The organism is Mycobacterium sp. IDUB_36, assembly GCF_055419225.1.
This window is the reverse complement of the sequence record NZ_JBVAXH010000001.1, coordinates 1,445,702-1,471,571: the sequence shown is the minus strand read 5'-3', so window position 1 is coordinate 1,471,571 and position 25,870 is coordinate 1,445,702. Positions and strand designations below refer to the sequence as shown.

Here is a 25,870-nt window from a genome sequence, read left to right as displayed (position 1 = left end):
CGCAGCGCGCCTAGATTCTCCAGATGCGCGGTCCGTACTTCGAGGCCGATTGGCGGCGCGAGGCGCTGCGAACCAATCTGTGGGTGGTTCCGTTCGTCCAGACGGTCGCGGTGGTCGTGCTGTTCGGAGTCACGTACAGCGTTGACCGCTTCGCCTACAACGGGCGGATCACACTGCCGTCGTGGGTGATCAGCGGCAGCGCGGACGTAGCACGGGTACTACTGGCGACGGTGGCGGCGGCCATCATCACCGTGGTGGGCATCGTCTTCTCGATCACGATAGTGGCGTTGACGCTGGCCTCGACTCAGTTCGGACCGCGGATGTTGCGCAATTTCGTCCGCGACCCCGGAACTCAACTGGCTCTCGGAACCTTCGTGGCGAGCTTTTGCTACGCGATGATCGCGCTGGTCTCGGTCGGCGGCGGACCGCACGGCGACTTCGTCCCGCACCTGTCGATCACGACGACGCTGATCCTCACGCTGCTCGATGTGGCCGTGCTGATCTACTTTCTCAACCACGTCGCCACGATGATTCAGCTACCGGTAGTCATTGCGAACATCGCCACCACACTGGTCAACGAAGTCACCGCGATGGAAAGTGCCGACGCGTGCCCCGCCGGTGTCGCGCGCGGCCCGACCCACGACGAACTGCTTCAACGCCTGGTCGGGCAGGGGTCTCCGATCCGCACTCCGCGTAGCGGCTACCTCCAGGTGATCCGTCATGACGTGCTGGTCAAGATCGCAGCGAAAGCCGACGCTGTCGTCCAGTTGCCCTATCGCCCAGGACATTTCATGGTAGCCGGGCAGGTGATCGCCAGAGTGTGGCCACCGGAGGCGGCCGGCTCGGTGGCCGAGAATCTGGCACTGGGTCACGTTGCGGGCGCGTATCGCACGCTTCCGCAGGATGTTTCGTTCGGCTTCGACCAACTGGTCGAGATCGCACTACGGGCGTTGTCGCCCGCGGTCAATGACACCTTCACCGGAATGACCTGTGTCGACTGGATCGCAGACTGCCTGTGTCGGATCGCGCCGATGTGGCATCCGCAGCGCGTACGCCGCGATGCCGACGGCTTGATTCGCGTCATCGCGTTCCAACCCGATTTCGACAGGTTGGTCGAGCGCGCCTTCGACACGATCCGCCAGGCTGCAGTCGGTATGCCCGCCATCATGATTCGCCAACTCGACGCGATCGCCAAGGTCATCGAACAGGTTCCGGATCGCAAACGTCGCACCCCGTTGATCCGGCAAGCCGAGGCGATCCAGCGTTCCAATGTCGCGACGGTTGCCGATCCGACCGATCGTGACGCCGTGACCCGGCGGTACGAGGCGGTCATGAAGCTGGTCACCCCAGCCGTTACCGTGGGTGGATGACCGACGACCTGAAGGCAGACCTCGTCCTATCCGGTGGCGGCGTCAAAGGTATCGGACTGGCCGGTGCCGCCGTCGCGCTGATGGAGGCCGGCTACGCCATCCAACGGGTCTCCGGCACCTCGGCCGGCTCGATCGTCGGTGCGATCCTCGCAGCCGGTGCCGACCAACTGACCCCCGAGCAGGTCGAGCAGCTCACCATGACGCTGCCGTACAAGAAATTCCTCGATCCCACCCGGATCACCGGTATCCCGTTGCTCGGCCCGGCCTGGGGTGTGTTGAGCGAAACCGGTATCTACAAAGGCGATTACGCGCACGACTGGATAAAGTCCGAACTGGCCAACCTCGGCGTGCGTACCTTCGGTGACCTGGCGTTCAAGAACACCAGCGTCCCGTCGGAGCAGCGCTACCGGTTGGTGGTCACCGCCGCCGACGTCACGACGGGCCAGCTGGTCCGCCTGCCCTGGGATTACCGCCGGCTCTACGGCCTGGACCCCGACGAGCAACTGGTCGCCGACGCGGTGCGCGCGTCGATGTCGATCCCGTTCTTCTTCAAGACGGTCAAGTTGACCAGCGCCGCGGGTCTGACTTCGACCCTGGTCGACGGAGGTATGTTGTCGAACTTCCCGATCGACTCGTTCGACCGGCGCGACGGAAAGCTGCCCCGCTGGCCGACTTTCGGGGTGACGCTGCTGCCCAACCTCCCGCAGGGCAACGACAAGGTGATTCCCGCGCTGGGGCCGGTGAATTGGCTTTTCGGCGGTCCGCCGCTGATCGAGGCGCTGATCACCACGATGATCGTCGGTCGCGACCAGGCCTACCTGAATCAACCGTGGGTCGACTCGCGGGCGATGCGTGTCGACTCCTCGAAAGTCGGTTTCCTCGACTTCGGTATCGGCCCCAAGCAGATGCAGGAGCTGTACCGAAGCGGTCACGAGGCCGCCGATGAATTCCTGGAAACCTGGAACTGGGACGAATACCTCGAGCGGTTCCGGCGGCCCGTCGCCTGATCGCAGAGCGGGTGGTTCAGCTGGTGAATTCGTCTGCCATGTTGTCGATTCCGGCTCGAATCGCAGTCAGCGCGTCGGCCCGGGTACGCAACTTCGTCGATGCGTGAGCGTGCTGCTTCAACGTGGCGAAGTCGCGCGCGGCTTCCTCGGCCCGGCTGAGCACCATGTCGGGCAACACGATCTCGTCGACCCAGCCGGAGGCCACCGCGGTTTCGCCGAAGAACGTCTTCGCCAAACCCGCCGACTGCTGGAACGCTGCCCGCGTCAAGCGTAGCTTCATCACTTCCAGCGCCGCATAGGGAATAGTCATGCCGATCGTGACCTCGTTGGCCTGAATGTTGTACCCGGGGGCCGCAATTCGGTGATCGCCACTGGCCAACAGGAAAGCGCCCATCGCAATGGCGTGACCGGTGCAGGCCATCACCACCGGTTTGGGGTAGGACAGCAGCCGGTGCGACAGCTCGAACCCGCCCTTGAGCATCTCGACGGAGGCCTGCACGTCACCGGAATTGAACACCTTGAGGTCGAATCCGCCGCTGAAAACGCGGTCGTTACCGGCGATCACCAGTGCGCCGGCGTTGTCGCGGTCCGCCTGGTCGATCGCGTCCTGCAACGCCTGCTGCATGGCCGGGCCGAGCACGTTGACTTTGCCGTCGTCCATGGTGATGAACGCGATGGAATCGTCGAGACGATAAGTGACTGGACCGCTCATAGCAGCGATTGAATCAGACGGGCAGCTAGACGCGTTCGCCGCGGTGCTTGCCGAGTTCGTCCTCGGCGCTGCCCCACCGCAGGCTGACGTCGGTCGGCGGCGCTTCGATCTGCCGGGTGCGCCAGCGGTCCTTGGTCTCGTCCACCGCGCGGTTGATCCGTTCGATCTCGGTGCGGAAGACGTCCGCCCGGGTCTCTTTGGCGGCGTAGTGGAAGTAGGTCAGCAGGCTGCGCAGCAGCTCGAGCTTCTGCTTCTCCCGCTTGGCCAGATCGTGGGTGGTCATCAGCTCGATGCGCTGCACGGGCGGCAGCGACGCCCAGTCGAGCACCACCTTGGTCTCCAGCGGCCGACGGCGGCGCTGCCAGAACTTCCAGCCGCGAGGGAGCTCGGCCCGGTCGTAATAGGTGACCGTCCCCGGAAAGCGTGACTCGATGCCCTCGCCCAGCTCGGTGCGGTCGAGCGCGGAATCCCACACCGTGCGCCATTCCTGACCGGGCGCCAGCGTCGGCAGCTGACGGGGGAGTTGCAGCTCGACCACGTCGGCGTAACCGTCGTTGGCGTTTTCGTATTCGGCGACGGTCGGCGGGTGGGGGAAGGTGAAGGAGACGTCGTGAGCCGAGGTCTTACCGAAGTTGCGGACCACCAGCTCGATCACGTGCCAGTCGGCAGCGTGCGGCTCCATGAACATGCTGACGTGCGGACGGTTCGTCTCGGCGAGCTGGCGACGGTTCCGGCGGATGGCGGCATTGGCGAAGAGAAGCGCGACGACGCCCAGCGCCAGCAACGCCCAGACGGCCCAGGCCAGCCAGGTAGCGGACCCAGCCGCCTCCACGTCGTGCCATCGATCGCGGAGCCAGTCCATCGAGGAACCCATCGCTTTCGCCTAAATCACGCGCTTGGCCGCGTGATATTCGCCGGCGAGCCGGCGTGCATCACAGCTATCCGCCCATCAGCGTTCGCCACTGTTCGAGATCGGTCACTCGGTAAACGTAATTCGAACGCTTGACCTCAGACAACGAGGCACTTGGCTCCGCTGAATACCAGTGTCCGGGAAATACTGTCGGATCACCCGATAGCTGTGCAAGTTTTCGCAAGCTGCGGAATATCTCGTCGGAATCTCCGCCGGGAAAATCGGTGCGACCGCAACCCTCCAGAAAAAGCGTGTCACCGGCGATCAACCGGCCGTCGAGCAGGAAACATTGGCTGCCCGGCGTGTGGCCCGGCGTATGCAGCAGTTCGATGTCGATATCGCCGACGCTCACCTTGTCGCCGTGTTCGTGAGAGGTGAGATCGCTCAACGGAATTCCGGTGATGCGCGAAACATAGGACGCCTCATGCGAATTCACGTGGACCGGAACACTGACCCGTTCGAGTAGTTCGGACAGTCCCTTCAGCTCGAAACCCATCATCGAGCCGCCGACATGGTCGGGGTGGTGATGGGTGACCAGCACACCGGACAGGTGCATGCCGTCGGCCTCCAGCGTGTTGACCAGGTCGCCGGCGGCGTAGGCGGGGTCGACGACGACGCAGTCTCCGGTGTGTCGGTCGCCGATCAGATAGGCGAAGTTGCGCATCTGCTCGGCGATTCCGTCACCCTGGGCGAAGTCGCGGCCGGAGAGCAGTTGGCGGAAGTACAGCTGGTCGGTATCGGGCACCCAGACAGCCTAAAGGGGTTCGCGACAGGGGGTAAACCTCACCGTTTGGTGCCCTCGCGGACCAGGCTGTACCCTCTTTTAGGCCCGACCATGACCCACCGGTCGCTATCGGGTGCGCCCCCTTAGCTCAGTCGGTAGAGCGTTTCCATGGTAAGGAAAAGGTCAACGGTTCGATTCCGTTAGGGGGCTCGGCGGGCGCCGGGCAGGCAAGCGGCGCGGCAGGCGGGGCGGTGTAGCTCAGCTGGTTAGAGCGAACGACTCATAATCGTTAGGTCGCCGGTTCAAGTCCGGCCATCGCTACAAGAGAACAACGAAGAAACCGGAAAGAAGAACTCACGTGGCCTCCAGTACTGACGTACGGCCCAAGATCACCTTGGCCTGCGAGGTGTGCAAACACCGCAACTACATCACCAAAAAGAACCGCCGCAATGACCCCGACCGGTTGGAGCTGAAGAAGTTCTGCCCCAACTGCGGGAAGCACCAGGCGCACCGCGAGACACGCTGACACCTCCCGTCAGCTATCTACACAGACGGACTAGGTATATTTAAGAGCCATGTCGCTGGGCCAGAACGCCATCGGGAAGCGATTTCGCTACCCCGATTGCTACGTCGTCGAACGGGAGAAGATCCGCGAGTACGCGGCCGCCGTCAAGAACGACGATGCGCTGTTCTACGAGGAACGCGCAGCCGCTGAACTAGGCTACGACGGGTTGGCGGCACCGCTGACCTTCATCTCGGTGTTCGGCTACAAAGCGGTGGCAGCCTTCTTCGAGTGGGCGAATATTGCCACGCACGATGCACAGATCGTCCAGGTAGACCAGGCGCTGACATTCTTCGCCCCGATCAAGGCCGGGGATCGCCTGTTCTGTGATGTAGAGATCGAGTCGGTACGTCGAGCCCACGGCACCGACATCATCATGACGAAGCAAACCATCACCAACGACGCGGGCGAGCTTATTCAAGAAGCCTTCACGACCTTGGCGGGTCGGGCAGGCGAAGATGGAGAAGAGGGTTTCACAGATGCCACTGCGTGAGTTCGATTCGGTGAAGGTCGGTGATCAGCTACCCGAGAAGGTCTACCCGCTGACCCGCCAAGATTTGGTGAACTATGCGGGTGTCTCCGGCGACCTGAACCCCATCCACTGGGACGACGAAATCGCCAAGGTCGTGGGACTCGACACGGCGATCGCCCACGGCATGCTGACCATGGGTCTCGGCGGCGGATTCGTCACCTCGTGGGTCGGCGACCCCGGCGCAGTCACCGAATACAATGTGCGCTTCACCGCGGTGGTGCCGGTGCCGAATGACGGCAAGGGCGCCGAGATCGTGTTCACCGGGCGGGTCAAGTCCGTCGACCCCGACAACAAGTCGGTCACCATCGCGCTCACCGCGACCACCGACGGTAAGAAGATCTTCGGTCGGGCGATCGCGTCGGCAAAGCTGGCGTAACCATGGCGATCAACACCGACATCCGCGGGATGGTCTGGGACTACCCGGACAGCTTTGTCGTCGGCCGGGAGATGGTCCGGTTGTTCGCTCGCTCGGTCAAGGCCGACGACGCGGCGACCTTCGATCCGGCGGCCGCGGTCGAGCTCGGTTACGACGACGTGGTCGCGCCGCCGACGTTCGTCACCATCCTCGGCAAGCTGGTCCAGGCGGACTTCATGCGAAAGGTCGACACCGGCTACGAAACCCTGCAGATGGTCCAGGTCGACCAGCGGTTCGTGTTTCACAAGCCGATTCTGGCCGGTGACGAGTTGCGTGCCCGGATGGAAATTGAATCCGTCGTGGAGCGATTCGGTGCCGACATCGTCGTCACCCGAAACACGTTGACCAATCAGCACGGCGAACTCGTCATGGAGTCCTTCACCACGATGATGGGCCACGAGGGAGACAACTCGATCGGGCTCAAATGGGACAAGGAGAGCGGCCAGGTCGTCAGGACGGCGTGATTAGTACCTGAGACCTGCTCCGCTGTACACTCTTATCTCGGGGTTTTCCCAGTACCAGCGTCTTTTTCCCTTCAGGTGGGCGAAGCGCGCGTCGCGGTAGGCCCCACCCGCGCAGGTTGGCCTGCCAACCGGCGAAGGGGCGTAGCTCAACTGGCAGAGCAGCGGTCTCCAAAACCGCAGGTTGCAGGTTCAAGTCCTGTCGCCCCTGCAATGCGTCTGGTGACGATGCGGGCCGGTACGGCCCGTAACGGAAGCAGACCTGTAAAGGTGGACACTGGAAGGTGATCACCATGCACACGAGTGAACGAAGGAGCATGCGGTGAGCGACGAACACGTCGATGCCGACGCCGCAGCCGACGGCGAAACCGACACCTCGCAGGGCGGCGGCACGGCCGTGGTGGCGCCGCAGCGTCCCACCGGTAAGCGGTCCCGGCTGAGGTCGGACGACGGCGCAGCGGCGTCGGGCGCCGTCGAGCTCACCGACAGCGACTCCGGCAAGAAAGCCAAGAAGCCGAAGAAGGCCAAGAAGGCCGGCGAACCGTCAAGCAACCCACTCGTCTTCGTCCTCACCTACCTCAAGCAGGTCGTTGCGGAGCTGCGCAAGGTCATCTGGCCCAACCGCAAGCAGATGGGCTCCTACACCTCGGTGGTGCTGGCGTTCCTGGTGTTCATGGTGACGTTGATCGGCCTGGTGGACCTGGGCTTGGCCAAGCTCGTGCTACTGGTGTTCGGCTGAGACGTGATGAGAGGACAGAACAAGTGACTTCGTTCGAGGGCCAGACGCCCTCTGAAGTGTCCGACGCGCGCATCGCTGCCGCGGATCCGACGACCACGATCGCGAGCAGGACCGCCGAGTCGTTGGACCAATCGACGGCCGAAGCGGTGTCGGAGGTGGGCGAGGCGCCCGAGTTGACGGCCGACGAGGCCCCCGAAGCGACTGCCGCACCCGAGGAGCCGGCCGAAGACGACGAAGACGTCGACCCGGCCGTCAAGTTGAAGGCCGAGCTTCGTTCCAAGCCCGGCGACTGGTACGTCATCCACTCCTACGCCGGTTACGAGAACAAGGTGAAAGCCAACCTCGAGACCCGCGTGCAGAACCTGGACGTCGGCGACTACATCTTCCAGGTCGAGGTGCCCACCGAAGAGGTCACCGAGATCAAGAACGGCCAGCGCAAGCAGGTCAACCGCAAGGTGCTGCCGGGTTACATCCTGGTGCGGATGGATCTCACCGACGAATCCTGGAGCGCGGTGCGCAACACCCCGGGCGTCACCGGGTTCGTCGGCGCAACCTCCAAGCCGTCGGCGCTCACGCTCAACGACGTGGTGAAGTTCCTGCTGCCGCAGGGCGCCGCCAAGAAGCCCGTCAAGGGCGCCTCGAGCACCGCGACCGCGGTCGCCGATGGCGGTCTGGAACGTCCCGTGGTCGAGGTCGACTACGAGGTCGGCGAGTCGGTCACCGTCATGGACGGACCGTTCGCCACGCTGCCGGCAACGATCAACGAGGTCAATGCCGAACAACAGAAACTCAAGGTGCTGGTGTCCATCTTCGGCCGCGAAACACCTGTCGAGCTGGGCTTCACCCAGGTCTCCAAGATTTAGGACGTCGGACGACGAAGCGGGCGGTCCCGCTGAGGAGTCCGGCACATAGGAAGGAACACCAAACTCATGGCCCCGAAGAAGAAGGTCGTCGGGCTGATCAAGCTGCAGATCAAGGCGGGCGAGGCCAACCCGGCTCCGCCGGTCGGTCCGGCGCTCGGCCAGCACGGCGTCAACATCATGGAGTTCTGCAAGTCGTACAACGCCGCGACGGACAGCCAGCGCGGCAACGTCGTCCCGGTGGAGATCACCGTCTACGAGGACCGCAGCTTCACCTTTGCGCTGAAGACGCCGCCGGCCGCCCGCCTGCTGCTCAAGGCCGCCAAGGTGGCCAAGGGCTCGCCCGAACCGCACAAGGAGAAGGTCGCGACGGTCACCTGGGATCAGGTCCGCGAGATCGCCGAGACCAAGAAGGAAGACCTCAACGCCAACGACATCGACGCGGCCGCCAAGATCATCGCCGGCACCGCCCGATCGATGGGCATCACGGTCAAGTAGTTCCCGGCGCGCTGCGCCGACAATGAAATGAGTGGGAGGGCCAGCTTCGGCCCGCGAACCACAACCCAACACCCGATTGGACGAACGAATGAGCAAGACCAGCAAGGCATACCGCGCGGCCCTCGAGAAGGTCGACCGCGACAACCTCTACACCCCCCTGCAGGCCACCAAGTTGGCCAAGGAGACGTCGTCGGCCAAGCAGGACGCGACCGTGGAGGTTGCGATCCGGCTCGGCGTGGACCCGCGCAAGGCCGACCAGATGGTCCGCGGCACGGTCAACCTGCCGCACGGCACCGGTAAGACGGCGCGTGTGGCGGTCTTCGCCGTCGGCGAAAAGGCCGAGGAGGCAACGGCGGCCGGCGCCGACGTGGTCGGCAGCGACGACCTGATCGAGAAGATCCAGGGCGGCTTCCTCGACTTCGACGCGGCCATCGCGACGCCCGACCAGATGGCCAAGGTCGGCCGGATCGCCCGCATCCTGGGCCCGCGCGGCCTGATGCCGAACCCCAAGACCGGAACCGTCACCCCGGACGTCACCAAAGCGGTGAACGACATCAAGGGCGGCAAGATCAACTTCCGGATCGACAAGCAGGCCAACCTGCACTTCGTGATCGGCAAGGCCTCCTTCGACTCCACGCAGCTGGTGGAGAACTACGGCGCCGCGATCGACGAGGTGCTGCGGCACAAGCCGTCGTCGTCGAAAGGCCGCTACCTGAAGAAGATCACGGTGTCGACGACCACCGGCCCGGGCATCCCGGTCGACCCGGCCGTCACCCGCAACTTCACCGAGGCCTGAGCGCAGACGCCGTTGGCTGCTGATCAGTCGATGACGACGAACAGAACCACCGTCTCTTAGAATCCTCACATGCCAGTTGCCTCGGAGAACGACGGCAGTCGGTTTGACCGGCCGGAGTTGACTGACTACCTCGACGCGGACGGCAGCATCGTGCTGCCCGACGGCGTCAGCCTGGTCACCTTTCTGGACCGCCACATCGACGACATCGGCGATTCCATCGCCTACCGATTCCTCGACTACTCCCATGATCCCGACGGGACGACGATCGAGCTGACCTGGGGCGAGTTGGGCACCAGGCTGAGGGCCGTCGGCGCTCGCCTGCAGCAGATCACCACCCGTGGTGACCGGGTGGCAATCCTGGCGCCGCAGGGGATCGACTACATCGTCGGCTTCTTCGCGGCGATCAAGGCGGGCGACATCGCGGTGCCGCTGTTCGCGCCTGAGTTTCCCGGCCACGCCGAGCGCCTCAACGCGGTGCTGAACGACGCCCAGCCCTCGGTGGTCTTGACCACGACCGCCGCGGGGGCCGCGGTCCAGGAGTTCGTCCGCTCGCTGCCGCGTGAGCGTCGACCGCGGGTGATCGCGATCGACGAGGTGCCGGACTCGGTCGGCGCCACCTACACGCCGGTGCACCTGGACACCGACGACATTGCCTACCTGCAGTACACGTCGGGCTCCACCCGGGCCCCGGTCGGTGTCGAGATCACCCACCGGGCGATCGGCACCAATGTGCTGCAGATGGTGATCTCGACGGGAATCGACTGGGACATCCGTAGTGTCAGCTGGTTGCCGCTGTATCACGACATGGGCCTGCTGATGATCGTGTGCGTGGCGGTGTTCGGCACCCAGGTGACGCTGATGTCGCCGGTGGCCTTCGTCCGACGGCCCCAACGCTGGATTCGTCAGCTGGCCGCGGAATCCCAGCACGGCCCCACCTTCGCCGCGGCCCCGAACTTCGCGTTCGAGCTCGCGGTCGAGCGCGGCCGTCCGGACGACGGCGAAGACCTCGACCTGACCAATGTCGTATCGCTGATCAACGGCTCGGAGCCGGTGAAGATCGCCTCGATCGAGAAGTTCAACGCGGCCTTCGCCCCCTACGGTCTGCCGACGACGGCGATCAAGCCGTCCTACGGCATGGCCGAGGCGACGTTGTTCGTCGCGACGATCGACCTGTCCGCCGAGGCGACCGTGGTCTACCTGGACCGCGAGCAGCTGAGCAGGGACTGCGCGGTCAAGGTGGCCCGCGATGCACCCAACGCCGTCGCGTCGGTGTCGTGCGGTCGAATCGCCCGCAGCCAATGGGGCGTCATCGTCAAGACCGACACCGAAGCCGAAGCGCCCGACGGGGAGATCGGCGAGATCTGGTTGCACGGCAACAACATCGGCCAGGGTTACTGGGCGCGCCCCGACGAGACCGAGCGGGTGTTCGGCAACAAGCTGCAGCGGCCCCTGCAGCAGGGCAGCCATGCCGAGGGAGCACCGAGCGGGGCCACCTGGCTGCGGACCGGCGACCTCGGCGTCTACCTCGACGGTGAGCTGCACATCACCGGCCGGATCAAGGATCTGATCATCGTCGACGGCCGCAACCACTATCCGCAGGACGTCGAAGCCACCACCGCGGCGGCCTCACCGAAAGTCCGATCCGGTTACGTGGCAGCGTTTTCGGTGCCGGCCAACGAGGTGCCCGGAGCACCCGCCGACGAGGTCGGTGAACGCGTCGTCATCGTCGCGGAACGGGCCCCGGGCGCCGGCCGGGCGGACCTACAGCCGGTGATCGAGACCATTCGCGCGGCGGTGTCGCGCCGGCACAGCCTGCCGCTGGCCGATGTGCTGCTGGTGGCGGCCGGCGTCATCCCGCGAACCACCAGCGGAAAACTCGCGCGCCGGGCGTGCCGGGCGCTCTACCTCAACGGCGAGCTGGGGCACCGCGGCCATTAACCGCCGCACTCGGCGATCCGGCGACGCAGATAGTCCCGCCCCGGGTCGGAACCGTTGGACGCCAACGCCTCTCGATACCAGGTGAGCGCATCGTCCGGTCGTTCCGCGCGGCGCAGCAGGTCGGCGCGCACCGATGCGACGAGGTTCGAACGCTGTAGTCGCGGATCGTGCGCGACCTTGTCCAGCGCCGCCAGCCCGGCGTCCGGGCCGTCTCGGAACCCCACCGCCAGCGCCCGGTTCGCCCGCACCACCGGCGAATCCGTGATGGCCACGAGTCGGTCGTAGGCCGTGCAGATCGTGCGCCAGTCGGTCTGCTCCCAGGAGGGCGCCGTCGCATGCGCCGCGGCGATCACCGCCTGGGGCAGGTACGGTCCGGTGGACCCGTGGGCCAGCGTGATCCGCTGCAGGCCGCGGCTGATCCGGCCGCGGTCCCAGCGGCCACGGTCCTGCTCCTCGAGCGGCACCAGAGCTCCGTCGGCGTCAACCCGGGTATCGCGCCGCGAATCGTGAAGCAGCACAAGGGCCGCCAATGCGTGTGCTTCGTGTTCGGTGGGCATCAGCGTGCACAACTCGGTTGCCAGCCGGACGCCCTCGTCGCACAACTCGTCGCGGATGGCCGACGGCCCGGCGGTCGACCAGTACCCCTCGGTGAACACCGAGTAGATGCAGCTGAGCACATGCGGTGTGCGCTGCGGCAGCAGCTCGGCCGGGGGCACCCGCAGCGGGATGTTGGCGTGCCGCACCTTCGCCTTGGCCCGGGTAATACGTTGTCCGACGGCCGCTTCGGTCTGCAGTAGCGCGCGGGCGATCTCGGCGACGGTCAACCCGGACACCAACCGCAGCGTCAGCGCCAGCTGCGACAACCGGTCGAGTGCCGGGTGCGCGCAGGTGAACATCATCCGCAGCTCGTCATCGCGGACCGGGTGGAGGTCCAGCTCGGTGCGCCGCTGGATCCGGTCGACGTAGTCCTTCATGGCCGCTAGCTCCTTGCTCGGTCGCACCGACTCGCGACGCAACCGGTCGAGGGCGCGGTTGCGCGCCACAGTGAGCACCCAGCCCCCGGGGTTGTCGGGAACGCCGTCGCGCGACCACGCCCGCAACGCCTCGGCGAAAGCTTCCTGAACGGCGTCCTCGGCGACGCTGAGGTCACCCGACCACCGGGCCAGCGCGGCCACGGCCGGACCCCACTCGCGCCGAAAGACGCCGTCCAGGTTCACCATTGGTGAGTTAGAGCCCCGACGCCCCGGCCAGCTTGCGGACCTCGATCGCCGAAGCCGGGATCTTGCCGGCCAGCTTGACGACTTCGTCGCGGTCGGCGGTGGACAGCAGGTAGAAGCCGGTCGCGATCTCGGCGCTCTCCGCGAACGGGCCGTCGGTGAGCAACACCTCGCCGTCGCGGACCCGGACGGTGGTCGCCGTCGCCGGCTCATGCAAGGCCGCGCCGCCGACAATCTGGTCACCGGCCGCGGCGGCGAAGTCGAAGTGGCTCGCGGCTTCGGCCTGCCATTCCGGAGTGCCTGGGATGTTGACACCCTCGGGCGGCTCGAGCAGCAGAGCCAGCCACTGGGCATCAGAGCGTGCCCACTGCTCGTCGACGGTGTGAAAGATCGGCCGGACCTCGATAGCGCCGTAGCGCGCGGCCGGAATACCACGGGCCAGTTCCAGTGCGTCGTCCAGGTTTTCGGCCTCGAACACGTAATAGCCCTCGGCGATCTCGGCGGCTTCGGCGAACGGGCCGTCGGTCGGCGCGTCCGGCCCGCCCGTGATGCGCGCACCGGTGGCCGGTGGCACCAACGCATCACCGGCCCGGATCGCCGGACCCGCCTGTGCGTGGAAGCTTTGGTAGAGCGCCATCTCCGCCGCGTGCTCGTCGGGCGTGAGGTTCCGCTCGGGGCGGAACAGCAAAGCGAGATACTGCATCGTCGTCACCTTTGGTAGTGAGCAGAACCTGGTGTTCCACTCTCTACCTGTCCGACGAACGGCGCGACCCGAATCCGACAGCCGCGCGGCAGAAACATCTAAGCGGCGGCGCCCGGCTTCAGGTAGGTGACCAGGCTGACGTCCAGCATCTCCTCGGAGAAGTAGAACTCGCAGCCGCGCAGGTACTTCATGTAGCGGTCGTAGACCTGCTCGGACTGGATCTCGATGGCCTTGTCCTTGCTGGCCTCGAGCGCGTCACCCCACTGATGCAGGGTCCTGATGTAGCTCTCCCGCAGCGAAATCGGCTCGGGCACAACGAAGCCCGCCTTCTCGCCGTGCTCGACCATCATCCCGGTGGACGGCAGGCGGCCGCCGGGGAAGATCTCGGTGAGGATGAACTTGATGAAGCGCGCCGTCTCGAAGGTGACCTTCTTGCCGCGTGCGTTCAGGTCGTACGGGTGGTAGGCAACGCTGCTCTGCACGGTCATCCGACCGTCGTCGGGCATGATGTTGAAGGTGTTCTTGAAGAAGTGGTCGTAGTTCTCGAAGCCGAAGTGCTCGAACGCCTCGATGGACACGATCCGGTCGACCGGCTGGTGGAAGTCTTCCCAACCCTGCAGCAGCACTGTGCGGGTGCGGTCGGTGTCCAGACCGTCCAGGACCTGCTGGGCGCGGGCGTGCTGGTTGTTGGACAGCGTCAGGCCGATCACGTTGACGTCGTACTTCTCCACCGCCCGGCGCATGGTGGTGCCCCAGCCGCAGCCGATGTCCAGCAACGTCATACCGGGTTTGAGGTCCAACCGGTCGAGGTTCAGATCGACCTTGGCGATCTGGGCTTCCTCCAGCGTCTGGTCCTCGCGGGTGAAGTACGCGCTGCTGTAGGTCCGCGTCGGGTCCTGAAACAGTCCGAAGAAGTCGTCAGAGAGGTCGTAGTGCGCCTGGATGTCCTCCGGACGCGTCCGTGTCTGTATCGAGCTGTCTTGGTTATCAGGCATCAGCGTTCGTTAACCCTTTCCTACTGCCTGGGCTTTTACCGCAACCCGGCTGCGTGAGCACAATACCCGGCTCTATCAGACGCCGGAGTAACAACGCGGTTGTTCTGCGCGCCGATCGAGATCACTTCTCCAGGGTGAACTGGTTGACGTCCACATACCCAACCCGGAATCCCTTGGCACATCCCGTCAAATAGTGCATGTAACGGTCGTACATCTCCTGCGACTGGATCTCGATGGCCTCGTCTTTGTGCGCCTCCAGCGCGGCCGACCAGCAGTCCAGCGTGCGCGCGTAATGCGGCTGCAGCGACTGCCGGCGGGTCAGCGTGAAGCCGTGCTGCGACGACCGCTCCTCAACCATCTCGATGGACGGCAACCGGCCGCCGGGGAAGATCTCGTCGACGATGAACTTCATGAATCGCGCCAGCTCGAAGGTCAACGGCATGCCGCGCTCGGTCATCTGCGACGGCACCAGCGCGGTGATCGTGTGCAGCAACATCACCCCGTCGTCGGGCAGGGCGTTGTTGGCCATCGTGAAGAAGTCGTCGTAGCGGTCGTGGCCGAAGTGCTCGAACGCGCCGATCGACACGATCCGGTCCACCGGCTCGTTGAACTCTTCCCAACCGGCCAGGCGGACTTCCTTGGTGCGGGGGCTGTCGATGGCGTCCAGCGTCTTCTGGGCGTAACCGGCCTGGTTCTTCGACAGCGTCAACCCGATGACGTTCACGTCGTACTTCTGGACGGCGCGGCGCATCGTGCTGCCCCAGCCGCAGCCGACGTCCAGCAGCGTCATCCCGGGCTGCAGGCCGAGCTTGCCCAGGGCCAGGTCGACCTTGGCCTGCTGGGCTTCCTCCAGCGTCATGTCCTCGCGCTCGAAGTAGGCGCAGCTGTAGGTCTGGCTGGGATCGAGGAAGAGGGCAAAGAACTCGTCGGACAGGTCGTAGTGAGCCTGGACGTCTTCGAAATGCGGCCTCAGCTTTTCGGCCATCGCGCAACGCGCCTTCCTGGATTTTTTAGGTATCCACCCGCGGTGAGTGTGACTGCCCGCCCCCCGGCGATCCGTCCGACAGCCTAGTCGATCGGCCTGGTCAGACCGAATCGTCGAAACCCCCGGTCAGCCCAGGGCAAACGTGGTGGTCAGCTCGCCGGTGATGTCGTCCCACAGCTCTTCGGGCAGGTCGTGGCCCATGCCGTCGAACAGCACCAGGCGGGCCCCCTTGATCGCGCGGGCCACCACCCGGCCGCCGAACGGTCGTTGCAGCTTGTCGGCCTTGCCGTGCAGGACGACGGTCGGTGCGGTGATCTGCCGGTCGTAGCGGGCCAGGCTGCCGCTGGCGATGATCGCGCTGAAATGCCGGGCCGTGCCCCACGGGTAGTAGCAGCGTTCGTAGGCCTGGATCGCGTCGTCACGCAGGCGCTGCTCGGGAGCCGGATAGCGCGGGCTGCCGATGATCCGCCAGACCTTCACCGAGTAATCGGCGATCACGTCGATCGGCGACTTCGGCGACGGGCCCCGCAGCACCGCGAAGAGCGCCTGCGGGTGCGGCGGCGGCAGGAACGGCTGGTTGTTGCTGGAGAAGATCACCGCCAGCGAGCGGGTGCGTTCCTTGAACCTGGCCGCGAAGATCTGGGCGATCATGCCGCCCATCGAGGCGCCGACGATGTGGGCCTTGTCGATCTCGAGGTGGTCGAGCACTGCGGCGGCGTCATCGGCCATGTCTTCGAGCCGGTAGTCCGCGCTGCCGGGAACGCCCACGAAGAACTTGACCATGCTCGGGATCATCGCGCCGCCGTTGCTGCGTCGCTCGGTCTTGCTGGACAGTCCGACGTCGCGGTTGTCGTAGCGGATCACCCGCAGGCCCTGGGCGACCAGCTTCTCGCAGAACCCGTCGCGCCACAGCAACAGCTGCGAACCGAGGCCCATGATCAGCAGGACGGCCGGATCGGTCGGCTCGCCCATGTCCTCGTAGTAGATGTCCAAATCGCCCGAACGTGCTGTGCCGGTGCGGATTTGCATGTGTCAGACCTCTAGCTCTGATTCGTTGTGTTCGCGGGCGACCTCGACCATGAAGTTGGCGAAGTATCCGGTGAGCTGCGGGTCGGACATCATCTGCCACTTCGGGGCGAGCAGTTTCATGTAGCGCTCGACGTAGAGGAACTGCTTGCCGATCAAGACCAGCTCGCGCGGCAGCTTGACGTCGTAGGCGTCGGCCAGCGTGGACAGCTGCTTGCCGATGTCGGCGTAGGACAGGTCGCCGAGCGTCGACATGGTCAGCGGGGTGGCGAACTTCTCCAGGTCCTTGGCGGCCTCGGCTTCGGGGCGCATGGTGCCGACCGCGCCCATCAGCACGACGATCTTGCCGGCCGCGGCGTGGTCCTTCTTGACGAGCAACGCGTGCACGAGTTCGCGCAGCAGCCAGCGGGTCCGCGGATCGATGCGACCCATGATGCCGAAGTCGAAGAACACGATCCGGCCCTTGTCGTCGACATAGAGGTTGCCGGCGTGCAGGTCGCCGTGGAACAGGCCGTGCCGCAGGCCACCCTCGAACAGGCTGAACAGCAGCGCCTTGACCAACTCGGTGCCGTCGAAGCCGGCCTTGCGGATGGCGGCGACGTCGTCGATGCGGATGCCCTGCACCCGTTCCATCGTCAGCACCTTCTCCGAGGTCAGGTCCCAGTACACCTGCGGAACCCGGATGTTCTTGCCCAGCGGCGAGGCGTGCAGGTGGGAGACCCAGGCCTCCATCGACTGTGCCTCGAGGCGGAAGCTCAGCTCTTCGGCCAGGTTGTCGGAGAAGTCGGCGACGACGTCCTGCGCGGACAGCCGGCGGCCCAGTTTGGCCAGCTCGACCGCCTGCGCAAAGCGTTTGAGGATCTGCAGGTCGGCAGCAACCCGGCGCCGGATTCCCGGCCGCTGGATCTTGACGACGACCTCTTCACCGGTGTGCAGGGTGGCGTAGTGCACCTGGGCGATCGACGCCGAGGCGAATGGGTGCTCGTCGAAGTGCGCGAACAGGTCGGCCGGATCGCCGCCGAGCTCCTCTTTGACGAGTTTGTGCACCTGGTCTCTGTCGGCCGGTGGGACCCGGTCGAGCAGGCCGCGGAACTCGCGGGACAGCTGCTCGCCGAAAGCACCGGGGCTCGACGCGATGATCTGGCCGAACTTGACGTAGGTGGGGCCCAGGTCGGCGAAGGTCTGCGGGAGCTGCTTGATGACCTTCTGCTGCACCGGACCCTTGCGGGGCAGCCTGGTCAGGATGCGGCCGACAGTGCGGGTGAGCTGCCAACCGGTCACGCCGATGCGAGCCGCCTCGACCGGCAACGGCACCCGGTCGAGCCTGGCAACCCCACGGTGGTTGTTGGAACTCATCTATGCAGTGTCTCAAATGGGTCGGAACAAGTCCCAATTCGTGTGAGCCCGCTCACCGTCGTGCGGCCCTGGCAAAGTTTTCGGTCAACGTTTCGACGATCGGCCGCCACACCGGTTCGGGGAGGTCGTGGCCCATCCCGTCGATCACCACGTACCGGGCACCGGGGATGGCCGCGGCGACCGCCCGGCCGTTGCGCGGACGCAGCATCGGGTCGTGCGAACCGTGCAGCACCACCGTCGGCGCGGCGATCGCCCGGCTGAAGCGCAACAGGCTGCCGGTGCCCAGCACGGCGTCGAACTGGCGCAACATGCCGGCCGGAGAGGTGGACCGGTCGGCGAGTTCCCGGACGCGACGGCGCAGCTCGGTTTCGGGCGGCAGGAAATTGGGGCCGTTGAACACCGCGACATTGCGGACCTCGAAGGCGAGCTTCTCGTCGTCGGTCGCGCCCTCGCCGGGCGCGTTGAACGCCAGCCGAATCACCCGCCACGCCGGCAGCCGGGAGAACGGCTTGCCGGTGGTCGACATGACGATGGCCAGCGAGGAGACCCGGTCCGGTTCGGTGGCGGCCAGGATCTGCGCGATCATGCCGCCCATGGAGGCGCCGACGACGTGTGCCGTGCGGATGTCGAGGTGGTCGAGCAGCGCGACCACGTCGGCCGTCATGTCCTCGAGCGTGTACGGCACCTGACTGCGGCGGCCGACCAGGTAGCGCCCGACCCGCCGGTACACCGAGCCCGCGGCCCGCATCCCGTGCATCTTGGCCGACAGTCCGGTGTCGCGGTGGTCGAAGCGGATCACCCGGTAGCCCTGTCGCACCAGCCGGGCGCAGAAGCCGTCCGGCCACATCGGCAGCTGGGCACCCAGGCCCATGATCAGCAGGACGGCGGGGTCCTCGCTGTTGCCGAGGTCCTCGTAGTACAGCTCGACGGCGCCGCTGTCGGCGCGGCCGCTACGCGTCTGCACCGGGTTGCTCGGCTTTCCATGGCTGAACGAATCCGTCGATCGACCAGCCCTCCAGAGCGGCCAGCAGCTCGTACATGGTGGCGCCGTCGACGCTTTCGCGGATGATGTCCGCGTGCCCGGAGTGCCGGGTCAGCTCGTTGATCACATGCAGGATCACCCACCGCACCGACCAGTCTTTGATCCCCTTCGGGAACCACGGGATATCCTGCGGTACAGGTACTTTCGCATCGAGGTCAGCCGTCTCGACCAGCCTCAGCGCCGTGGCGTTCTCGGCCGTGAAGGCGTGGAGCAGCTGCTCCAGCGTCTCGTCGTCGCGCATGACGTGCTGATCGGCGAAATCCTTGGCGATCTCGTCGAACGAGCGAGGGTCTTTCGGCGGTGCGTCGGGTGCCGCGGCCACCCGCGACATCCAGGTGCGCTGCATGCAGGTCACGTGCTTGATCAGTCCGCCGACCGACAGCTCGCTGACCGTCGGGCGGGTCCGGGCCTGCTCGTCGGTCAGGCCGTAGGCCACCGCGAAGAACGCGCTCTGGTGGTAGGCGAGGTACTCGCGCAGTGCGTCGCGTTCGTCAGCGACGGGCGAGGCGAGAGCGGGCATCGGCGGTCCTTTCGGCGACGTGTCTCAAGCCTTTCACCCCGGTGCCTCCGCGAAGTCGTAGGGTGCGGGAATGCAGGTGATTTCGGCGGAGTCGACCGAGCTTTTCGTGGGCCCGGCGGACGCGCCGGTGCAGCTGGTTCGGGTGACGCTGGACGGTGTCACCGAGCCGGTGCGCGTTCGTGTCGACGGTGACGGGCTGCACGGCTCGGCTCCGGCTGAGCCGGCCGACGGGCAGTGCACCGTCGAGGTGCCGGTGACGGTCGAGCGTCCGGTGATCGGGCAGCGGCACCAGGCCTCGGTGCACGCCGGTTCGAGCTCGGTGTCGTTTGACTTCGTCGTCGCCGAACCCGGCTGGACCATGTTCATGGTCAGTCACTTCCACTACGACCCGGTGTGGTGGAACACCCAGGGCGCCTACACCAGCCTGTGGACCGAGGACCCGCCCGGCCGGTGCCGACAGACCAACGCCTTCGAATTGATCCAGATGCACCTCGAAAGGGCGCGCCAGGAACCGGATTACAAGTTCGTCCTGGCCGAAGTCGACTACCTCAAACCTTTCTGGGACACCCATCCGCAACTCCGCGCCGAACTGCGCAGGCTGATCGCCGAGGGCCGCGTCGAGATCATGGGCGGCACCTACAACGAGCCCAGCACCAACCTGGTGCACCCGGAGACCACGATTCGAACCCTGGTGCACGGCTTAGGTTTTCAACGTGACGTGCTGGGCGCCGACCCGGCCACCGCCTGGCAGCTCGACGTCTTCGGGCACGACCCGCAATTTCCCGGCATGGCCGCCGATGCGGGTCTGACGTCGAGCGCGTGGGCGCGGGGACCACACCATCAGTGGGGCCCGACGCACAACGAAGACGGCGTCGACGGCATGCAGTTCTCCAGCGAGTTCGAATGGATCTCCCCGTCCGGACGCGGCCTGCTCACCCATTACATGCCTGCGCACTATGCGGCCGGCTGGTGGATGGACGACTCGACGTCGCTCGCCGACGCCGAGGACGCCACCTACCGGCTGTTCGACGATCTGAAGAAGGTGGCGCTGACCCGCAACGTGTTGTTGCCGGTGGGCACCGACTACACGCCACCGAACCGGTGGGTCAACGAGATTCACCGGGACTGGGCGCAGCGCTACACCTGGCCGCGGTTCGTGTGCGCGCTGCCGCGGGAGTTCTTCGCCGCGGTGCGGGCCGAATTGGCTTCCCGCGGCGGCGAGGCGTCCCCGCAGACCCGGGACATGAACCCGATCTACACCGGTTGTCATGTCTCCTACATCGACACCAAGCAGGCGAATCGTGCCGCGGAGCACGCGGTCTTGGCGGCCGAGAAGTTCGCGGTGTTCGCCGCGCTGCTCTCGGGTAGCGAGTATCCGCAGGCGGCACTGGCCAAAGCTTGGCTGCAGCTGGTGTACGGCGCCCACCACGACGCGATCACCGGGTCGGAGTCCGACCAGGTGTACCTGGACCTGGTGACGGGCTGGCGGGAGGCCTGGGAGCTCGGCCGGGCTGCGCGGGACAAGTCGCTGGCGGTGCTGTCCGGGGCGGTGGATGCGGGCGAATCCCTGATCGTGTGGAACCCGCTGGTGCGCAACCGAACTGACATCGTCACCGTGCATCTCGACGAGCCCGTCGGTGCCGGGGTGTCGCTGGTCGACGCCGACGGGATCGAGCTTCCAGCGGTGGTCGAGGACGCCGGTCACACGGTGAGCTGGCTGGCGCGGGATGTGCCGTCGCTGGGGTGGCGGGCCTACCGGGTGGCCGAAGGCGGTGCCGACGCGCATTGGAAGCCGTTGTACGGCAACGAGATAGCAAACGACCACTACCGGCTGGTGGTCGACCCGGCGCGCGGGGGCGGGGTGTCGTCGTTGACCCACCGGGGTCATGAGTTGATCGCCGCCGGTCGGGTGGGCAACGAGCTGGCGGTCTACCAGGAGTACGCGGCCCACCCGAGCGAGGGCGAAGGGCCGTGGCATCTGGTGCCCAACGGAGCCGTCGTCAGCTCGTCGGAGTCGGCGGCGCAGGTCAGCGCCGAGCAGAGTGCGGTGGGCCAGCGGATCACCGTCCGCGGCCGGGTCGGCACCCTGCTCCGCTACACCCAGACGGTGACGTTGTGGCGCGGAGTGGATCGGGTGGACTGTCGGACCACCATCGACGAGTTCGGCGACGCCGACCAACTGCTACGCCTGCGCTGGCCCTGCCCGATACCGGGGGCGATGCCGGTCAGCGAAGTCGGCGACGCGGTCGTCGGACGAGGATTCGCCCTGCTGCACAACGGGTCTGACCCGGTCGACTCGGCGCGTCACCCGTGGACGCTGGACAACGCGGCCTTCGGCTGGTTCGGCCTGTCGTCGGCCGCGCGGGTGCGCGACCGTGCCGGCGTGCGGGCGCTGTCGGTCGCCGAGGTGGTGGTGCCGGCGGAGACGGAGTCGGCGCCGTTGGCCCGGTCGCTGACGGTGGCCTTGGCGCGCGCGGGCGTGACCGCCACGTGCAGCGGCGCCGACCGTCCGCGGTACGGCTACCTCGGCGCCGACTCCAACCTGCCTGACGTCCGCATCGCGGTCGGTGGCCCGGGCCAGAACGCGTTCACCAAGACGTTGCTGGCGAGCGCCGACCCGGCCTACGCCGCCGAGGTCGACCGGCAGCTGGCCCACTCCGGCCGGGCCCTGGTGTGGGTGCCCGCGACGGCGTCACTGGTCGACGGCTGGATCCCCGGGGCGGACCTGCGCGAGCCGCTGGCGCTGCCGGTGCTGGTCATCGCCGCCACGGACGACGCCGACCTCGCGGCCCACGTGGCCGACGTCGCCGCCGACCTCGACGACGCCGAGATCACGATCGACCAACACGCGCCGACCGGTCTGCAGCACTACGAATCTCGGACGGTCGCACTGTTCAACCGGGGGGTGCCGAGCTTCGCCGTCGACATCGACGGCACGCTGCACTCCGCGTTGATGCGGTCGTGCACCGGTTGGCCGTCGCGAGCCTGGATCGACGAACCGCGCCGCACCGGCCCCGACGGCAGCAGCTTCCAGTTGCAGCACTGGACCCACACCTTCGACTACGCGCTGGCTGTCGGCGAGGGCGACTGGCGCGCCGCCGCCATCCCCGCGCGCAGCGCCGAATTCTCCGAGCCGATGCTCGTCACCGCGAGCCCCGGCGGAACCGGCCCGCTGCCCGCCGCGGGTTCGCTGCTGGAAGCCGAACCCGTCGAGGGCGTCCACGTCTCCGCCCTCAAACCGGCGGGAAACCCGCTGGCGCGCAACAGCGCCCAAGCGGTCGATCCCGCCGCGCTGGCCATCCGGCTGGTCGAGACCAACGGCCGCAGCGTCGACGCCGTCCTGCGTTCGGCGCTGGGCACCTTCTCCGACCTCCGTGCGGCAGACCTGCTGGAGACGCCGCGGCCGGACCAGCCGGGCGATCGCCGGTCCACCGCGCTGCAGGGCTACGAGATCAGCACCGAGTTGGCGCGGCTCGAGTTCCAACACCGGATCGCATCCGGGACCACGTCGCTGGGTCCGAACGCCGAAGCCGCGCAACCGCTCTATGCGCGCTACTGGCTGCACAACAACGGGCCGGCCCCGCTGGGCGGATTGCCCGTTGTCGCGCACCTGCATCCCCACCGGGTCGCGGCCGGTGCCGCCGATCTGGCGCTGCGCTTGACCGTCGCCAGCGATTGCACCGACGCGCCGCTCGGCGGCAGCGTGACGCTGCTCAGCCCACCGGGCTGGTCGACGACCCCGGCCGAGCGGCCCTTCGCACTGCAGCCCGGTGCCTATTCGGAAACCGATGTCGCAGTGCATATCCCGCCGGATGCCGAGCCGGGACTGTACCCGATCCGGGCGCAGCTACGGCCCGCCGGCGCGGGTCTTCCGGCGTCCTGGCATCAGGTGGTGGAGGACGTGTGCGTGGTGTCGGTCGGCGGCGCGGCCGACGACGGCCTGGTGTATCTGGTCGACGGCCCGACCGAGGTCGAGGTGGCCGCGGGCGACTCGGCGCGGATTGCCGTGACGGTCGGCACCGACGCGAACGCCGAGGTGAACCTCCAGGCCCATCTGGTCAGCCCGTGGGGGACCTGGGAGTGGATCGGCCCGTCGACTGTGGGCGCCGTGCTGCCCGCTCGCGGTCGCGTGGAACTCGGCTTCGATGTGCGCCCGCCGGTCTGGGTTCAGCCGGGCCAGTGGTGGGCGCTGATACGGGTGGGCTGCGCCGGGCAACTGGTGTATTCACCCGCGGTGAAGGTCACGGTTCGTTGATCCGCCGATGCTGACCCTGGCGCTCGACATCGGCGGTACCAAGATCGCCGTCGGACTCGTCGACCCGGCCGGCGAGCTGGTCCACCGCGCCGTCGAGCCCACCCCCAAAGGTGTTGACGCCGAGCAAGTCTGGGCGGTCATCGCGCGGATGATCGGCGACGCGTCAGCAGTGGCCGGCAGTGCGATCCGGGCGGTCGGTATCGGGTCCGCGGGACCGGTGGACCTGTCCGCCGGGACTGTCAGCCCGGTCAATGTCGCTTCTTGGCAAGGGTTTCCGCTACGCGACCGGGTAGCGGAGGCGCTGCCCGACGTGCCGGTGCGGCTGGCCGGCGACGCCATCTGCATGGCGTTGGGCGAGCACTGGCGTGGCGCGGGCCGGGGCGCCCGCTTCGTCCTGGGCATGGTGGTGTCGACCGGGGTGGGCGGCGGACTGGTACTCGACGGTCAGCCCTATCACGGCCGGACCGGCAACGCGGGGCACGTCGGCCATGTGGTCGTCGAGCTGGACGGTCAGCCGTGCCCCTGCGGCGGTCATGGCTGCGTCGAGACCGTTGCGTCCGGACCGTGGATGACCCGGTGGGCGCTGGGCAACGGCTGGGCCGGGCCGCCCGGTGCCGACGCTGTCGCGCTCGGCCACGCGGCCGAAGCCGGTGACCCGTTGGCGCTGAGGGCGTTTCAGCGAAGCGCCACCGCACTCGCCGCGATGATCGCCTCCGTCGGTGCGGTGTGCGACCTCGACCTCGTCGTCATCGGCGGGGGAGTGGCGAGGTCGGGCCCGATCCTGTTCGACCCGTTGCGGGCGGCGCTGGCCGGCTACACCGGGTTGAGCTTCATCCGCGGCCTCCGGGTGGTGCCGGCCGCGCTCGGCGGCGACGCGGGGCTGATCGGCGCCGCCGCACTGGTCTCGTCCGTCACCTGAGCCACATCGGCCGGCCGGGTACCGATGTGCCCGCCTCTGAGCGAATTGCCGGGCGATGTCGTACCGGCGTGTGATGTTGCTGCGATGACCACGCTGCGGGGTATCGAGTTGCGTTACGTCCTCACGATGCAGTTGGCGCGCCACGGCCGAGCGACGATCGGCGAGCTGGTCGAGGCGTTGGTGCGGCACGGCTTCACGGCCGACGCCCCGGCCAACAAGTCGGTATCGGACGCTTTGCGATGGGAGTGCCGGCGCGGGCGGGTCCGCCACATCAGGCGCGGAATCTATGGTCCTGGCGAGATGCCGCGCGGTACGGAGCATCGGATCAGGCAACGTGAGCTCGCATTGCGAGCCGCGGTAATTCGCTCAGAGGCGGGCAGATGGACACCCGCTTCCGGGCTGTGACGGCTGGGACATCGCCGTTTTGCCTGTTGACGACCGCTCACTGTATGGTGGGCGGCGATCCACCGAAGACCGTCGGTCACCGAGCAATCGGTCGAAGGTCCGGGAGTACCCGGGCGGCCCACGCAGGAGGACGAGGCAGACCTTCGTTGGCGCGAGCCGATGGAAACATCACGCCCCGACCGCTTCCTGCGTCGGGGCGTTCGTCGTTTCCGGGCGAGCGGGCCGTCGGGCGACGGCCCAGAACCCAAGGAGGAATGCATGGCACAGGCTGACAAGGCCACCGCCGTTGCAGACATCGCTGAGCAGTTCAAGAGCTCAACGGCGACCGTGATCACCGAGTATCGCGGTCTGACGGTCGCGAACCTGGCCGAACTGCGCCGCTCGCTCAAGGGTTCCGCGACCTACTCGGTCGCCAAGAACACGCTGATCAAGCGCGCCGCATCGGAGGCCGGCGTGGAAGGCCTCGACGAGCTGTTCGTCGGACCGACCGCGATCGCGTTCGTCAGCGGCGAGGCCGTCGATGCTGCCAAGGCGATCAAGAAGTTCGCCAAGGACCACAAGGCGCTGGTCATCAAGGGCGGCTACATGGACGGTCGCGCGCTGACCGTCGCCGAAGTCGAGCGCATCGCCGATCTGGAGTCGCGCGAGGTGCTGCTGGCCAAGCTGGCCGGAGCGATGAAGGCCAACCTGTCCAAGGCGGCCGGGCTGTTCAACGCGCCCGCCTCGCAGGTGGCCAGGCTCGCGGCCGCGTTGCAAGAGAAGCGTGCCGCCGAAGAGCCTGCGGCGCCGGCAGAAGCTGCGGCTCCCGCCGAAGCCCCCACGGCAGAGGCCGAGGCCCCCGCCGCGGAGTCGACCGAAGCACCTGCGGAATCACCCGCCGAAACCACCGAATAAACCCCGTAACACCCAGGAAGGACCCACCA

Annotated in this window: 26 protein-coding genes and 3 tRNA genes; 18 read left to right on the top strand and 11 right to left on the bottom strand. The window is 66.7% G+C overall.

Translation table 11 applies throughout. The features are described from left to right. Positions 1–23 precede the first annotated feature (23 nt). The gene (locus tag ACZYW1_RS07235) at positions 24–1,370 is read left to right on the top strand and encodes a DUF2254 domain-containing protein (protein ID WP_463784452.1); all 1,347 of its coding nucleotides are present in this window, start codon (positions 24–26) and stop codon (positions 1,368–1,370) included. Beyond that, positions 1,367–2,377 (top strand): patatin-like phospholipase family protein, encoded by a 1,011-nt coding sequence (locus tag ACZYW1_RS07230; RefSeq protein WP_463784450.1) that lies wholly within the window; start codon positions 1,367–1,369, stop codon positions 2,375–2,377. The genes ACZYW1_RS07235 and ACZYW1_RS07230 overlap by 4 nt, the downstream gene beginning before the upstream one ends. A 16-nt stretch (positions 2,378–2,393) precedes the next feature. Here ACZYW1_RS07230 and ACZYW1_RS07225 read toward each other — a convergent pair whose 3' ends face one another. The 3 genes from ACZYW1_RS07225 to ACZYW1_RS07215 all read right to left on the bottom strand — a co-directional run bounded on the left by ACZYW1_RS07225 (position 2,394) and on the right by ACZYW1_RS07215 (position 4,744). Further along, entirely contained in the window at positions 2,394–3,089 is a 696-nt protein-coding gene (locus ACZYW1_RS07225; RefSeq protein WP_463784449.1) for a crotonase/enoyl-CoA hydratase family protein, read from the bottom strand. A gap of 25 nt (positions 3,090–3,114) precedes the next feature. Beyond that, complete coding sequence (locus tag ACZYW1_RS07220) at positions 3,115–3,963, bottom strand: hypothetical protein (protein ID WP_463784447.1); 849 nt, start codon at positions 3,961–3,963, stop codon at positions 3,115–3,117. A 64-nt stretch (positions 3,964–4,027) separates the two neighbouring features. Next, positions 4,028–4,744, bottom strand: a complete 717-nt coding sequence (locus tag ACZYW1_RS07215) for an MBL fold metallo-hydrolase (RefSeq protein WP_463784446.1) — start codon at positions 4,742–4,744, stop codon at positions 4,028–4,030. 116 nt (positions 4,745–4,860) lie between these two features. Between ACZYW1_RS07215 and ACZYW1_RS07210 the strand changes: the two genes are divergently transcribed. From ACZYW1_RS07210 to ACZYW1_RS07155, 12 genes are all read left to right on the top strand, one after another. Continuing rightward, positions 4,861–4,933 (top strand) — tRNA-Thr (locus ACZYW1_RS07210). A gap of 37 nt (positions 4,934–4,970) precedes the next feature. Beyond that, a tRNA-Met gene (locus ACZYW1_RS07205) sits at positions 4,971–5,044 on the top strand. 37 nt (positions 5,045–5,081) lie between these two features. Beyond that, the gene (gene rpmG / locus ACZYW1_RS07200) at positions 5,082–5,249 is read left to right on the top strand and encodes a 50S ribosomal protein L33 (protein ID WP_003898538.1); all 168 of its coding nucleotides are present in this window, start codon (positions 5,082–5,084) and stop codon (positions 5,247–5,249) included. 49 nt (positions 5,250–5,298) lie between these two features. Further along, positions 5,299–5,778, top strand: a complete 480-nt coding sequence (gene hadA / locus ACZYW1_RS07195) for a (3R)-hydroxyacyl-ACP dehydratase subunit HadA (RefSeq protein WP_463784442.1) — start codon at positions 5,299–5,301, stop codon at positions 5,776–5,778. Continuing rightward, positions 5,765–6,193 carry a (3R)-hydroxyacyl-ACP dehydratase subunit HadB gene (hadB, locus tag ACZYW1_RS07190; RefSeq protein WP_463784440.1) on the top strand — a complete coding sequence of 143 codons (429 nt, stop codon included), beginning with the start codon at positions 5,765–5,767 and terminating at the stop codon, positions 6,191–6,193. The genes hadA and hadB overlap by 14 nt, the downstream gene beginning before the upstream one ends. A 2-nt stretch (positions 6,194–6,195) precedes the next feature. Beyond that, positions 6,196–6,696, top strand: coding sequence for a (3R)-hydroxyacyl-ACP dehydratase subunit HadC (gene hadC / locus ACZYW1_RS07185; protein WP_463784438.1), 501 nt, complete (start codon positions 6,196–6,198; stop codon positions 6,694–6,696). A gap of 135 nt (positions 6,697–6,831) precedes the next feature. After that, a tRNA-Trp gene (locus ACZYW1_RS07180) sits at positions 6,832–6,904 on the top strand. Between the two features lie 111 nt (positions 6,905–7,015). After that, positions 7,016–7,432: a preprotein translocase subunit SecE gene (gene secE, locus ACZYW1_RS07175; protein ID WP_463784437.1), complete on the top strand. Its 417-nt coding sequence runs from the start codon at positions 7,016–7,018 to the stop codon at positions 7,430–7,432. Positions 7,433–7,578: 146 nt separating this feature from the next. Next, positions 7,579–8,295, top strand: a complete 717-nt coding sequence (gene nusG, locus ACZYW1_RS07170) for a transcription termination/antitermination protein NusG (protein ID WP_463787728.1) — start codon at positions 7,579–7,581, stop codon at positions 8,293–8,295. 66 nt (positions 8,296–8,361) lie between these two features. After that, positions 8,362–8,790: a 50S ribosomal protein L11 gene (gene rplK / locus ACZYW1_RS07165; protein WP_463784435.1), complete on the top strand. Its 429-nt coding sequence runs from the start codon at positions 8,362–8,364 to the stop codon at positions 8,788–8,790. Positions 8,791–8,878: 88 nt separating this feature from the next. After that, a complete protein-coding gene (gene rplA / locus ACZYW1_RS07160) occupies positions 8,879–9,586 on the top strand; it encodes a 50S ribosomal protein L1 (protein WP_463784434.1) in 708 nt (235 codons plus the stop codon). A 69-nt stretch (positions 9,587–9,655) separates the two neighbouring features. Then, positions 9,656–11,524 carry a fatty acyl-AMP ligase gene (locus ACZYW1_RS07155; RefSeq protein ID WP_463784432.1) on the top strand — a complete coding sequence of 623 codons (1,869 nt, stop codon included), beginning with the start codon at positions 9,656–9,658 and terminating at the stop codon, positions 11,522–11,524. On the opposite strand, the gene ACZYW1_RS07150 is transcribed toward ACZYW1_RS07155, so the two are convergent. The 8 genes from ACZYW1_RS07150 to ACZYW1_RS07115 all read right to left on the bottom strand — a co-directional run bounded on the left by ACZYW1_RS07150 (position 11,521) and on the right by ACZYW1_RS07115 (position 19,368). Beyond that, positions 11,521–12,744: an RNA polymerase sigma factor gene (locus tag ACZYW1_RS07150; RefSeq protein ID WP_463784431.1), complete on the bottom strand. Its 1,224-nt coding sequence runs from the start codon at positions 12,742–12,744 to the stop codon at positions 11,521–11,523. The two genes, ACZYW1_RS07155 and ACZYW1_RS07150, sit on opposite strands and share 4 nt — an antisense overlap. 7 nt (positions 12,745–12,751) lie before the next feature. Beyond that, positions 12,752–13,444, bottom strand: a complete 693-nt coding sequence (locus ACZYW1_RS07145) for a YciI family protein (RefSeq protein WP_463784429.1) — start codon at positions 13,442–13,444, stop codon at positions 12,752–12,754. Positions 13,445–13,542: 98 nt separating this feature from the next. After that, on the bottom strand, positions 13,543–14,439 hold the full coding sequence (locus ACZYW1_RS07140) for a cyclopropane mycolic acid synthase family methyltransferase (protein WP_463784427.1): 897 nt from the start codon (positions 14,437–14,439) through the stop codon (positions 13,543–13,545). 121 nt (positions 14,440–14,560) lie between these two features. Continuing rightward, positions 14,561–15,424, bottom strand: coding sequence for a cyclopropane mycolic acid synthase family methyltransferase (locus tag ACZYW1_RS07135; RefSeq protein WP_463784425.1), 864 nt, complete (start codon positions 15,422–15,424; stop codon positions 14,561–14,563). 126 nt (positions 15,425–15,550) lie between these two features. Further along, positions 15,551–16,453, bottom strand: a complete 903-nt coding sequence (locus ACZYW1_RS07130) for an alpha/beta fold hydrolase (RefSeq protein ID WP_463784423.1) — start codon at positions 16,451–16,453, stop codon at positions 15,551–15,553. Positions 16,454–16,456: 3 nt separating this feature from the next. Beyond that, complete coding sequence (locus tag ACZYW1_RS07125; RefSeq protein ID WP_463784422.1) at positions 16,457–17,806, bottom strand: ABC1 kinase family protein; 1,350 nt, start codon at positions 17,804–17,806, stop codon at positions 16,457–16,459. A gap of 52 nt (positions 17,807–17,858) precedes the next feature. After that, entirely contained in the window at positions 17,859–18,770 is a 912-nt protein-coding gene (locus ACZYW1_RS07120; RefSeq protein ID WP_463784420.1) for an alpha/beta fold hydrolase, read from the bottom strand. Next, the gene (locus ACZYW1_RS07115) at positions 18,757–19,368 is read right to left on the bottom strand and encodes a DinB family protein (protein ID WP_463784419.1); all 612 of its coding nucleotides are present in this window, start codon (positions 19,366–19,368) and stop codon (positions 18,757–18,759) included. The genes ACZYW1_RS07120 and ACZYW1_RS07115 overlap by 14 nt, the downstream gene beginning before the upstream one ends. Positions 19,369–19,438: 70 nt before the next feature. Between ACZYW1_RS07115 and ACZYW1_RS07110 the strand changes: the two genes are divergently transcribed. From ACZYW1_RS07110 to rplJ, 4 genes are all read left to right on the top strand, one after another. Then, positions 19,439–23,623 (top strand): glycoside hydrolase family 38 N-terminal domain-containing protein, encoded by a 4,185-nt coding sequence (locus tag ACZYW1_RS07110; RefSeq protein WP_463784416.1) that lies wholly within the window; start codon positions 19,439–19,441, stop codon positions 23,621–23,623. A gap of 7 nt (positions 23,624–23,630) precedes the next feature. Then, positions 23,631–24,542 (top strand): ROK family protein, encoded by a 912-nt coding sequence (locus tag ACZYW1_RS07105; protein ID WP_463784415.1) that lies wholly within the window; start codon positions 23,631–23,633, stop codon positions 24,540–24,542. 84 nt (positions 24,543–24,626) lie between these two features. Further along, the gene (locus tag ACZYW1_RS07100) at positions 24,627–24,947 is read left to right on the top strand and encodes a hypothetical protein (protein ID WP_463784413.1); all 321 of its coding nucleotides are present in this window, start codon (positions 24,627–24,629) and stop codon (positions 24,945–24,947) included. A 258-nt stretch (positions 24,948–25,205) separates the two neighbouring features. Beyond that, positions 25,206–25,841, top strand: a complete 636-nt coding sequence (gene rplJ / locus ACZYW1_RS07095) for a 50S ribosomal protein L10 (RefSeq protein WP_463784411.1) — start codon at positions 25,206–25,208, stop codon at positions 25,839–25,841. The last annotated feature ends 29 nt before the right edge of the window (positions 25,842–25,870 follow it).